At 62.7% G+C, this 11,086-nt stretch carries 15 protein-coding genes; 7 read left to right on the top strand and 8 right to left on the bottom strand.

The window, feature by feature from the left end; genetic code table 11:
• Positions 1-151: UTRA domain-containing protein (locus tag EOA60_RS38695; RefSeq protein ID WP_245502516.1), on the top strand; the 151-nt coding region annotated here is incomplete at its 5' end.
• A 51-nt stretch (positions 152-202) separates the two neighbouring features.
• Here the strand turns inward: EOA60_RS38695 and EOA60_RS02510 are convergent.
• Positions 203-547, bottom strand: coding sequence for a RidA family protein (locus tag EOA60_RS02510; RefSeq protein WP_095778583.1), 345 nt, complete (start codon positions 545-547; stop codon positions 203-205).
• A gap of 229 nt (positions 548-776) precedes the next feature.
• Here EOA60_RS02510 and aztA point away from each other — a divergent pair, with 229 nt between their 5' ends.
• The 4 genes from aztA to EOA60_RS02490 all read left to right on the top strand — a co-directional run bounded on the left by aztA (position 777) and on the right by EOA60_RS02490 (position 3,920).
• Complete coding sequence (gene aztA, locus EOA60_RS02505) at positions 777-1,595, top strand: zinc ABC transporter ATP-binding protein AztA (protein ID WP_095824773.1); 819 nt, start codon at positions 777-779, stop codon at positions 1,593-1,595.
• Complete coding sequence (aztB, locus tag EOA60_RS02500) at positions 1,595-2,470, top strand: zinc ABC transporter permease AztB (protein ID WP_127335572.1); 876 nt, start codon at positions 1,595-1,597, stop codon at positions 2,468-2,470. Before aztA ends, aztB begins: the two co-directional genes overlap by 1 nt.
• 25 nt (positions 2,471-2,495) lie before the next feature.
• Entirely contained in the window at positions 2,496-3,437 is a 942-nt protein-coding gene (aztC, locus tag EOA60_RS02495) for a zinc ABC transporter substrate-binding protein AztC (protein WP_095824774.1), read from the top strand.
• Positions 3,438-3,581: 144 nt separating this feature from the next.
• Positions 3,582-3,920, top strand: coding sequence for a TIGR01244 family sulfur transferase (locus EOA60_RS02490; RefSeq protein ID WP_067000965.1), 339 nt, complete (start codon positions 3,582-3,584; stop codon positions 3,918-3,920).
• Between the two features lie 77 nt (positions 3,921-3,997).
• Here the strand turns inward: EOA60_RS02490 and EOA60_RS02485 are convergent, their stop codons facing one another.
• Positions 3,998-4,465, bottom strand: a complete 468-nt coding sequence (locus EOA60_RS02485; protein ID WP_127335571.1) for an Lrp/AsnC family transcriptional regulator — start codon at positions 4,463-4,465, stop codon at positions 3,998-4,000.
• Positions 4,466-4,603: 138 nt separating this feature from the next.
• On the opposite strand from EOA60_RS02485, the gene hppD reads away from it, so the two are divergent.
• The gene (gene hppD, locus EOA60_RS02480) at positions 4,604-5,719 is read left to right on the top strand and encodes a 4-hydroxyphenylpyruvate dioxygenase (protein ID WP_095824776.1); all 1,116 of its coding nucleotides are present in this window, start codon (positions 4,604-4,606) and stop codon (positions 5,717-5,719) included.
• 29 nt (positions 5,720-5,748) lie between these two features.
• Here hppD and EOA60_RS02475 read toward each other — a convergent pair whose 3' ends face one another.
• From EOA60_RS02475 to hmgA, 5 genes are all read right to left on the bottom strand, one after another.
• Entirely contained in the window at positions 5,749-6,069 is a 321-nt protein-coding gene (locus EOA60_RS02475; protein ID WP_095801227.1) for a BrnA antitoxin family protein, read from the bottom strand.
• Positions 6,056-6,316: a BrnT family toxin gene (locus EOA60_RS02470; RefSeq protein WP_095783194.1), complete on the bottom strand. Its 261-nt coding sequence runs from the start codon at positions 6,314-6,316 to the stop codon at positions 6,056-6,058. Before EOA60_RS02470 ends, EOA60_RS02475 begins: the two co-directional genes overlap by 14 nt.
• A gap of 75 nt (positions 6,317-6,391) precedes the next feature.
• The gene (locus tag EOA60_RS02465; protein WP_095824777.1) at positions 6,392-6,928 is read right to left on the bottom strand and encodes a DinB family protein; all 537 of its coding nucleotides are present in this window, start codon (positions 6,926-6,928) and stop codon (positions 6,392-6,394) included.
• Between the two features lie 4 nt (positions 6,929-6,932).
• Positions 6,933-7,958: a fumarylacetoacetate hydrolase family protein gene (locus EOA60_RS02460; protein WP_095824778.1), complete on the bottom strand. Its 1,026-nt coding sequence runs from the start codon at positions 7,956-7,958 to the stop codon at positions 6,933-6,935.
• A gap of 106 nt (positions 7,959-8,064) precedes the next feature.
• Positions 8,065-9,378 carry a homogentisate 1,2-dioxygenase gene (gene hmgA / locus EOA60_RS02455; RefSeq protein WP_095824779.1) on the bottom strand — a complete coding sequence of 438 codons (1,314 nt, stop codon included), beginning with the start codon at positions 9,376-9,378 and terminating at the stop codon, positions 8,065-8,067.
• A gap of 135 nt (positions 9,379-9,513) precedes the next feature.
• On the opposite strand from hmgA, the gene EOA60_RS02450 reads away from it, so the two are divergent.
• A complete protein-coding gene (locus EOA60_RS02450; RefSeq protein ID WP_164748462.1) occupies positions 9,514-9,957 on the top strand; it encodes a MarR family transcriptional regulator in 444 nt (147 codons plus the stop codon).
• A gap of 82 nt (positions 9,958-10,039) precedes the next feature.
• On the opposite strand, the gene tdh is transcribed toward EOA60_RS02450, so the two are convergent.
• On the bottom strand, positions 10,040-11,074 hold the full coding sequence (gene tdh / locus EOA60_RS02445; protein WP_067000502.1) for an L-threonine 3-dehydrogenase: 1,035 nt from the start codon (positions 11,072-11,074) through the stop codon (positions 10,040-10,042).
• Between the last annotated feature and the right edge of the window lie 12 nt (positions 11,075-11,086).

The raw sequence follows: 11,086 nt of genomic DNA, 5'->3' as shown, positions 1-11,086 counted from the left end.
CGCCGACACGCTCGACATCGATCCCGGTGCGCCCTGCCTGGTGGTCGAGCGCCGCACCTGGAGCGCCGAGCATCCGGTCACGCATGTGCGCTTCATCTATCCGGCGGAAAGCCACACGCTTGTGGCGCGGTTCACGCCTTCGCAGGGATGAGCAATCTTCCCCTCGCGGGCCCACGAGGGGAAGATTGGCGGATCCAGCGCCTTACAGCGCCGCCGTGATAATGATCTCGACCAGATATTCCGGGGTGGCGAGCTTGGCTTCGCCGGTGGCGCGGGCGGGCGTGTGGCCTTGCGGCACCCACTTGTCCCACTCCGAATTCATCTCGGCGAAGGTGCCCATGTCGGCCAGCCAGATGATCGCCTGCACGATCTTGGTCTTGTCGGTGCCAGCCTTGGCCAGCAATTCGTCGATGGTCTTCAGGATGTCGCGAGTCTGCGAGGCGACGTTGCCGCCGGGCTCACCGACTTGGCCGGCCAGATAGACAGTGTTGCCGTGAATGACGATCTGGCTCATGCGCGGGCCGACATCGATACGACGAATGCTCATGGGAGGTTCCTTCTTTCTAGGGTCGCGCCTGTTTAGAGTTCGTGCCGGCTCCGGGCAAGGCCGACCGGCGCGAAACCGATTGAGCCAATTTATCGGCTCCGGACCGCTTCCGTGTACACGGCGAGTTGACCGATCTGGACACAATTCTGCCGAACCGGCATGTTGACTAATGTAATAACATCACATATCGACGAGTGCTCTCGAATTCGTGTCCGATCCGGAACGCCTGATGAAAAATGCCTGCCTGACCTTCCGCGACCTGACGCTCGGTTACAACAGCCATCCGGCCATTCATCACCTCAACGGCACGATCCGAAAAGGCTCGCTGACTGCCGTTGTCGGCGCCAACGGCTCGGGCAAGTCGACGCTGATGAAGGGCATTGTCGGCGTGCTGAAGCCGATGGAGGGCACGGTTGTCCGCGCGCCCGGCGTGCGCACCGCTTATCTGCCGCAGCAGTCGGAGCTCGACCGCAGCTTCCCGGCGCGGGTGGTCGACCTTGTCTCGCTTGGCCTGTGGCCGAAGCGCGGCATGCTCGGCCGCTACACCAAAGAGGATCGCGAGTCGGTCAGCAAGGCGCTGATGGCGGTCGGGCTCGGCGGCTTCGAGAAGCGGCCGATCGACACGCTCTCCGGGGGTCAGCTGCAGCGCACGTTGTTTGCCCGCGTGCTGTTGCAGGATGCCGACCTCATCCTGCTCGACGAGCCGTTCAATGCCGTCGACGCCAAGACCGTCGGCGACCTCATCCAGCTGATAAAGCGCTGGCATGGCGAGGAGCGCACGATCATGGTGGTCGTCCACGACCTCGATCTCGTGCGGCGGAATTTTCCCGAGACGCTGCTGCTCGCCCGCCAGCCTGTCGCCTGGGGCGACACAAAACAGACGCTCAGGCCTGAAAACCTGCTCAAGGCGCGGCGTTTTCACGAGGCCTGGGAAGAGAACGCGCCCTGGTGCGAGCCCGATGACCATGGCCATGACCACGAACATCATGACCACGCGCACGCGCATGATCATCATCACGGCCATGGCTCCGGACCGAGGGCGGCGTGATGGAGTTTCTCTACGGCCTGTTCATCCAGCCCTTCGCCGATTTCGCCTTCATGCAACGGGCGCTGTTCGGCTCGCTGATGCTGTCGCTCGGCGCCTGCCCGGTCGGCGTCTTCCTGATGCTCAGGCGCATGAGCCTGTCGGGCGACGCAATGGCGCACGCCATCCTGCCCGGCGCCGCCGCGGGCTTCCTGTTCTATGGCCTCGAGATCCTGCCGATGACCGTCGGCGGGCTGATCGCCGGCATCATCGTCGCGCTCGGCGCAGGGGCGGTTTCGCGCTTCACCATCCAGCGCGAGGACGCCTCGATGGCGGCCTTCTATCTGATCTCGCTCGCCATCGGCGTGCTTATGGTGTCGATCCGCGGCTCGAGCGTCGACCTGATGCATGTGCTGTTCGGCACCGTGCTGGCGCTCAACAATGAGGCGCTGATCCTGATCTGCGGCATCGTGGTTGTGACGCTCGCCTGCCTCGCCATCTTCTGGCGGGCGCTGGTCGCCGAATGCCTCGATCCGCTGTTCCTGCGCTCGGTGAGCCGCATGGGCAGCCCGGTCCATTTCATCTTTCTTGGGCTGGTCGTGCTCAACCTCGTCGGCGGTTTCCAGGCGCTGGGCACGCTGCTCTCGGTCGGGCTGATGATGCTGCCGGCCGCCGCCGCCCGCTTCTGGACGGTTCGCGTCGAGCCGATGTGCGCGCTGGCGGTGCTGATCGGCTTTGCCCCCTGCATAGCCGGACTGCTTTTGTCCTATCACGCCTCACTGCCGTCCGGCCCGGCTATCATCCTTTCGGCCGGCGTCGTTTATTTCTGCTCGATCCTGTTCGGCACGCGCGGCGCGCTGCGCGCCCGTATCGTGCATCACCGCCACCGCACAGCTTAATCCCCAAGCAAGGAGACTCTTCCCAATGTTGAAATCCTTCCGCGCCGCCCTGGCGCTGAGCGTTATAACATTAAGCGCTTTCGCCACATCGTCCGCTTTTGCGGCGCCGCTCAAGGTGGTGGCGAGCTTCACGGTGATCGCTGACTTTGCGAAAAATGTCGGCGGCGACCGCGTCAACATCACCACCATCGTCGGCCCGGACGGCGACGCGCATGTCTACGAGCCGACCCCGGCCGATGCGGTGGCGATGGCTGGCGCCGATGTCGTGCTGGTCAACGGCCTGCATTTCGAAGGCTTTTTGCAGCGCCTGGTCGACACCAGCGCCACCAAGGCGACGATCGTGACGCTGACCAAGGGCGTGACGCCGATCGCCTTCAAGCCGGAATTCGCCGATGCCGACGCGGCCGAAGGCGCCGGCACCGGCGGCGGCAAGACGGTCAACGACCCGCACGCCTTCCAGTCGATTGCCAATGCCAAGATCTACGTGAAGAATATCGCCGATGCATTCTGCGCCGCCGATAGCGCGGGCTGCGACACCTACAAGGCCAATGCCGCCGCTTACACGCAGAAGCTCGACGCGTTGGAGGGCGAAGTGACCGCGGCGATCCAGGCGATCCCCGAGGCCAAGCGCGTCGTCATCACCTCGCACGACGCCTTCGGCTATTTCGAGCATGCATACGGCCTGACCTTCCTTGCTCCGCAAGGCATCTCGACCGATTCCGAGCCTTCGGCCGCCGACGTGGCCAAGCTGGTCAACCAGGTCAAGCAGGACAAGGCGGCGGCGATCTTCATCGAGAACATCACCAACCCCAGGCTCATCGAGCAGATCGCCAGCGAGACCGGCATCAAGGTCGGCGGCACGCTCTATTCCGATGCGCTGTCGCCGCCCGACGGCCCGGCCTCGACCTATATCGACATGATGCACAACAACATCGAGCAGTTCAAAGGCGCGCTGCTCGGAAGCTAAGCGGCATCATCCAACCGGGCTAAAATCGGCCCGGTTGGATTTTCCGCCCCGCACTCTCTATTTGGCAGAGAGATCCGGTGCTACGGATTGCCGCCAATGCCGCGCGGTGGCATGACTGCGGCCAAGGATTGCGAGGACGACGCTATGGAATACCGCCAGATCAGCGAAGACTATTCGGTCTCGGGGCAGATCCAGCCCGAGGACATCGTTGCCATCAAGGACGCCGGCTTCAAGAGCGTCATCTGCAACCGGCCGGACGACGAGCAGCCCGGCCAGCCCTCTGCCGACAGCGTCAAGGCGGCCGCGGAAGCTGCGGGGCTCGCCTTCCGCTACATCCCGGTGATCAGCGGCCAGCTCACCATGGACAATGTCGAGGATCAGGCCGAGGCGCTCGACGAGCTCGAAGGCCCAGTCTTCGCCTATTGCCGCTCCGGCGCGCGCTGCACCAACCTCTATGGGCTGATCCAGCAGCAGCGGGGGTGAAAGCTTGCGCATTGGCGAGAGCCAATTCCGCAGGTTCGCGTTCCGTCGCCGTCGCATCCAACAAAGATCTCCGCAAACTAAATCGGCAGCGCGCCGGTCTCCTTGAGCGTTTCCAGCACGATCGCTGTCTTGACGTGCCGCACCGATTCATGCGGCAGCAGCACGCCGTTGACGAACTCGGAAAGCGATTTGAGATCGGGCGTCACCACCTTCAGGATGTAATCCATCTCGCCGGTCAGCGCGTGCGCTTCCTGCACCTCGGGTAGCCGCGCCACCAGTTCGCCGAAGCGGCGGGCATTGTCGCGGTTGTGGGTGGCCAAGGTCACCGAAATCACATTGACCAGCGAAAAGCCGAGACGGTCGCGGTCGAGCACGGCGCGATAGCCCCTGATATAGCCATCTTCCTCCAGCCGCTGGCGGCGGCGCGAGCATTGCGAGGCCGACAGGTTCACACGCTCCGAAAGGTCGTTGTTGGTGAGCCGCGCATCGCCCTGCAGGAGCGCCAGTATCTTGCGGTCAAATTGATCAAGGCGCGCATCATCCATGATTTTCTCCCCAATCATGCACAATCTGCGCACATGATGGGCATTCCAGGCGGTTGAATGCAAGCACCATGCAGCCGTCCAGCGTTATTATGGTGAAAATCGGCCAAGCACGGCCGCAACAGCTTTCGGAGGACTGCCATGGGCCCTTTCCCGCATGACGCCCCGCCCGCCAAGATCAGCAAGGCGAATCCCGCCGGCACCGACGGCTTCGAATTCGTCGAGTTCGCGCATTCAGAGCCGGCAAAACTCGCCGAGCTCTTTGCCCGCATGGGCTATGTCGCGGTGGCGAAGCACCGCACCAAGGACATTACCGTCTGGCGCCAGGGCGACATCAACTATGTCGTCAATGCCGAGCCAGGCTCGCATGCGATGAAATTCGTCGAAAAGCACGGCCCCTGCGCCGCCTCGATGGCGTGGCGCGTGGTCGATGCCAAGCATGCCTTCGACCATGCCGTGTCGAAGGGTGCTGTGCCCTATGAGGGCACCGACAAGGCGCTCGACGCGCCGGCGATCGTCGGCATCGGCGGATCGCTCCTCTATTTCGTCGAAATCTATGGCGAGAAGGGCTCGGCTTACGATGCCGAGTTCGAGTGGCTGGGCGAGCGCAATCCAAAACCCGACGGCGTCGGCTTCTACTATCTCGACCACCTGACCCACAATGTCTATCGCGGCAACATGGACAAGTGGTGGGATTTCTACCGTGACCTGTTCGGCTTCAAGCAGATCCATTTCTTCGACATCGACGGCAGGATCACCGGACTGGTCAGCCGGGCGATCACCTCGCCCTGCGGCAAGATTCGCATTCCGCTCAACGAGTCCAAGGACGAAACCAGCCAGATCGCCGAGTATTTGAAGAAGTACAATGGCGAGGGCATCCAGCACATTGCCGTCGGTACGGACGCGATCTACGATGCCACCGACAAGCTCGCCGCCAACGGGCTGAAGTTCATGCCCGGCCCGCCCGACACCTATTACGAGATGTCGCATGAGCGCGTGCACGGCCATGACGAGCCGATCGAGCGCATGAAGAAGCACGGCATCCTGATCGACGGCGAAGGCGTCGTCGACGGCGGTATGACCAAGATCTTGCTGCAGATCTTCTCGAAGACGGTGATCGGGCCGATCTTCTTCGAATTTATCCAAAGGAAGGGCGACGAAGGTTTTGGCGAAGGGAATTTCCGCGCGCTGTTCGAATCGATCGAGCAGGACCAGATCAAGCGTGGCGTGATCAAGCTGGATGGCAGGGCGGCGTAGTCAGCCGAAAGACCAAGCCGCCGGCTACTCTAAAGGCCGGCGGCCTTCCTCAGAATTTCGTTGATTCGGCTCTGCCAGCCGGGCCCGCTGGCACGGAAACGAGCAACCACATCGCTGTCGAGGCGCAGCGTTACCTGCTTCTTCGGATTGTCGAGTGCCGGCCGACCACGTGAGCGGCGAATGCTTTCGGCAAGGTCCGGAAACACGTCGGCGAAGGGACGAGCATTCCGAAAATCCTCCTCGGTCCATTCGGGATTGTCCGAAACCGCATCCCAATCTTCCTCGGTGAATCCCTTGCCTGACTTGAATCCGTTGTCCAGCTTTGTAGTGTTCAGCTTAGCTTTCGCCATCGAACAATCTCCTTTCCGTCTGGTTGGCCGCCCGCATTGAAATAACCGAGATGCCTTCGGAGCCAAGCCGGGAAAAGACCACTGCAACAACGCCGCCGCCGACTACCCGACCAATCGCCATGAAACGGCCGGATTTGGCCGCCCGGATCGCCGAGGCAAGGAAAAACTCCTCGTCTAGCGCCGCGAAATCCAAGCCGTGTTTGTCAATGTTGGCCAACCGTTTAGGTTCATCCCAGACGATCTGCATCTGAATTTATGTACCTACATGAATTAAGTCAATAATTTTCGTAACTACAATAATTCCCGAAGCGTTCTCACTTGTTCACAACCCAAGCCGCTCGACCTCGTCCTTCCTGAGCTTAATGTCGTAATCGAGCAAGAACTCATCCAATTGCGGCGGCGCAACCGAGGTGCCCGACAGCATCGCGTGCACTTGGCCGCGATGGTGGATGTCGTGCAGGAAGACATGGGCGAGGATGTCGCCGATCTTTTCGGGGATCATGCCGTCCTCGCGTCGATCGGTGAGGACGCGGCGGTCGAGATCAAGCTCGGACAGGCTGTCGCAGAAAGCGACAAGTCTTCGGTCGAAGTCGGCCTGCGCTTCCGCCAGGCTTGACGCATCGTCAAACGGTATGAAGTCGTCATAGGCCGCAGCACCGAGGCCGCCACCGGTCAGAAAATCGAGATAGAGACGATCGACCGCAAGGATGTGGTTGAGCGTCTCCTTGATCGAGGGAAAGAAACTGGTTCGACCGGCCTCGAACTCGCCGGGCTGAAGCTCCAGCACGGCGCGGTAGAGCCGGTCGTTCGACCACAAATTGTTGCGCGCCATCCGGCGCAGGTGCTCGAGCAAGGTCACCCTTTCAGGTTCCTTTCTCCCCCTCGTATTTCTCGACCTTCTGCTCGATGGCGCCGAAGATCGAATGGCCGGCCTTGTCCTTCATCTCGATCCGCACCGTGTCGCCGAAGCGCAGGAACGGTGTCTTCGGCTCGCCGCTCTCGATGGTCTCGATCATGCGCAGTTCGGCGATGCACGAATAGCCGGCGCCGCCTGCCGCGACCGGCTTGCCTGGCCCATCATTCAGCTTATTGGAGACGGTGCCGGAGCCGATGATGGCGCCGGCGGCGAGCGGCCGCGTTTTCGCGGCATGCACGATCAAGGCCGGGAAATCGAAGGTCATGTCGATGCCGGCATTGGCACGGCCGAACGGTTTGCCGTTGAGATCGGCGAGCAGCGGCAGGCTGACCTTGCCGCCGTCCCAGGCATCACCAAGCTCGTCCGGCGTCACCGCGACCGGCGAGAAAGCAGAAGACGGCTTCGACTGGAAGAAGCCGAAGCCCTTTGCCAGTTCCGGCCCCGTGATGGCGCGAAGCGTCACATCGTTGACCAGCATGACGAGGCGGATGGCCTCGCGTGCCTCGCCCAGCCCGGCGCCCATCGGCACATCGCCGACGATGACGGCAACTTCCGCCTCCATGTCGATGCCGAAGGCTTCGTCGGCCATGCGGATCGGATCGCGCGGCGCAAGGAAGGAGTCCGAGCCGCCCTGGTAGATCAGCGGATCTGTCCAGAAACTCGCCGGCATCTCGGCGCCGCGTGCCTTCCGCACCAGCTCGACATGGTTCACATAGGCGGAGCCGTCCGCCCATTGATAGGCGCGCGGCAGCGGCGAATGGGCGTCATGCTCGTGAAAGCGGGCCGAGGGCACCGCGTTGGTCTCGAGCGATTCCGCCATCGCCGCCAGATGCGGCGCCAAGCGCTCCCAATTGTCGAGCGCAGCCTGCAGCGTCGGCACCAGGAAAGAAGCGTCGGTGAACCGCGTCAGATCGCGCGAGACCACGACCAGTTTTCCGTCGCGCGTCCCGTTCTTCAAAGTGGCAAGCTTCATGCGGTTTCCTCTCCTCGCGGGCTTCGTGCCGCTCGTCCCACAACAAGGCCGTGGCGAGTGATCGTCAAGCCACCCGCCGATGTTTTCCTGACTCTGACCTCACCAATCAGGGCCAGTCGCCTTCCGGCGTGCCGTTGAAGCGCTTCTTCAGGTCGGCCCAGCAGTCGATGTAGTTCTCCTGCAAGGTTTCGAGCTCGGCGGCGTAGCGCGTCAGCATCTGCGGAAAGCGCGTCTCGAACATGAAGGCCATGGTGTTGTCGAGCTTGACCGGTTTCAGGTCGGCGCGGGAGGCCTTCTCAAAGCCGGAGGCGTCGGGTCCGTGCGCCAGCATCTGGTTATGCAGGCTGATGCCGCCGGGGACAAAACCTTCCTCCTTGGCATCGTACTGGCCGTGGATCAGGCCCATGAACTCGCTCATGATGTTGCGGTGGTACCAGGGCGGCCGAAAAGTGTTTTCCGCCACCAGCCAGCGCGGCGGGAAGATGACGAAGTCGACATTGGCGGTGCCCTCCTCGCCGCTCGGCGCCGTCAGCACGGTGAAGATCGACGGGTCAGGGTGATCGAAGAGGATCGCGCCGACCGGCGAAAACGTCGCCAGATCATATTTATAGGGCGCGTAGTTGCCGTGCCAGGCGACGACGTCGAGCGGCGAATGGCCAAGCTCGGTGACGTGGAAAGTGCCGCACCATTTGACGATCAGCCGGCATGGCGTCTCCTTCTCCTCGAACCAGGCGCAGGGGGTCTTGAAGTCGCGCGGATTGGCTAGGCAATTGGCGCCGATCGGGCCGCGGTCGGGCATGGTGAATTTTGCCCCGTAGTTCTCGCAAACATAGCCGCGCGCCTCCTTGTCGGCGAGCTCGACCTTGAAGACGAGGCCCCGCGGCAGCACCGCGATCTCGCCGGGGCGAAGCTCGATGACGCCCATCTCGGTGACAAAGCGCAGCGTGCCGACCTGCGGCACGATCATGAGCTCGCCGTCGGCATTGAAGAAATGGTCGTCGACCATCGAGCGGTTGGCGACATAGACATGCGCCGCCATGCCGGACTGGCCGACCGCGTCGCCGGCGGTGGTCATGGTGCGCATGCCGGAGATGAAGTCGGTCGGCTCGGTCGGGATCGGAACAGGGTTCCATCGGTATTGGCCGAGCGCCAGCTCGTGGTCGCCGACGTTGGGCGCCGTCTTCCACATGGGATAGCTCGCGCCCTTGAAGCGGCCGGTGTGTTTCACGCTGGGACGGATGCGGTAAAGCCAGGAGCGCTCGTTGGTGCCGCGCGGCGCGGTGAAGGGCGAGCCCGAAAGCTGCTCGGCATAGAGCCCGTAGGCCGGCCGCTGCGGCGAGTTGCGGCCCTGCGGCAGCGATCCCGGCAGCGTCTCGGTCTCAAAATCATTGCCGAAGCCCGGCATATAGGAAAAGGCCATCCGATCCTCCCTGATCCCGGGCTGCCGCCCTCAGCGTTGAGGAAGGCTTTCCGGTGATGTTGACCAAACTGGTTTCATTTGTAACCATCGATAATGTAACTATCAACGCCGAACCCCGCATCGATGGTGCGCCAAATGAAACCGGAAATTCTCGAGCTAGAAAACTTCCTGCCCTACCGGCTCTACCGGCTGGCCGACACCGTGAGCCGCGAATTCTCGCGCATCTACAAGGAGCGCCACGGTCTGACGCGGCCGGAATGGCGCACGCTCTCAGGCCTCGGCCAGCGCGGGATGATGACGGCGACGGAACTCGGCGAGCAGTCGGCCATGCACAAGACCAAGGTGTCGCGCGCGGTCGCCGAGCTCGAACGCCGGCGCTGGCTGACAAGGACGCCGGACGAGAACGACCGCCGCGTCGAGCATCTGACGCTGACCAAGGCGGGGCTCGCCGCCTATCGCGAGATGGTGCCGCTGGCGAAGACGTTTGAAAGGGAGCTGCTGGCGAGGCTGAGCGAGGAAGAGAGAGCGGCGATTGTCAGGGGGGTGGCAGCACTGGAAGAGGCTTTATCTTCTTCGTAGCGATCCTTCACACCCCCTCTGTCCGGCAGGCCAAAGAGGGAGCTGTCCCGCAGCATTGCCAGGATGCTGCTTCAACCAAACCCTACCAATCCATCACCACTTTGCCGGAACTGCCGCTGCGCATCGCATCGAACCCAACCTGGAAATCGTCGATGCCGATGCGATGCGTGATCAGACCCGAGACATCCAGCGGCCCCTGCACCAGGGCGATCATCTTGTACCAGGTCTCGAACATCTCGCGGCCGTAGATGCCTTTGAGATGCAGCATCTTGAAGATGACCTTGTTCCAGTCGATCTCGAAGCCGGTGGGAGCGATGCCGAGGATGGCGATCTTGCCGCCATTGTTCATGGTGTCAATCATGTCGCGGAAGGCTGGCGCGGCGCCCGACATCTCCAGCCCGACGTCGAAACCTTCGGTCATGCCGAGTGCCGGCATCACGTCGCGCAGCTTCTCCTTCGAGGCGTCGACCACATGCTGGACGCCGAGCTTGCGCGCCAGTTCCAGCCGGACCGGGTTGATGTCGGTGATAACGACTTTCCGCGCGCCGACGCATTGCGCGACCAGCGCGCCCATGATGCCGATCGGGCCGGCGCCGGTGACCAGCACATCCTCGCCGACCAGGTCGAAGGACAGTGCGGTGTGGACGGCGTTGCCTAATGGATCGAAGATCGCCGCGATCTCGTCCGGCACGTCGTCGGGGATCGGCACGACATTGTGCTGCGGGATCGCTACATACTCGCCGAAGGCGCCGGGCCGGTTGACGCCGACGCCGAGCGTGTTGCGGCAGAGATGCCCTCGCCCCGCGCGGCAGTTGCGGCAGTGGCCGCAGACGATGTGACCCTCGCCCGAGACGCGCTGTCCGACCTTGTATTCGGTGACGGCCGCGCCGAAATCCGCGACGGTGCCGACAAATTCATGGCCGGTCACCATCGGCACCGGCACGGTCTTCTGCGCCCACTGGTCCCAATTGTAGATGTGGACGTCGGTGCCGCAGATCGCGGTCTTCCTGACCTTGATCAGCACGTCGTTGGGGCCGATTTCCGGCACCGGCACTTCTTCCATCCAGATGCCCGGCTCGGCCTTGGCCTTCACCAGCGCCTTCATCATGTTGGACATCGAACACTCTCC

The organism is Mesorhizobium sp. M1A.F.Ca.IN.020.06.1.1, assembly GCF_004023265.1.
GTDB lineage: Bacteria > Pseudomonadota > Alphaproteobacteria > Rhizobiales > Rhizobiaceae > Mesorhizobium.
This window is presented reverse-complemented; position numbering and strand designations above follow the sequence as displayed.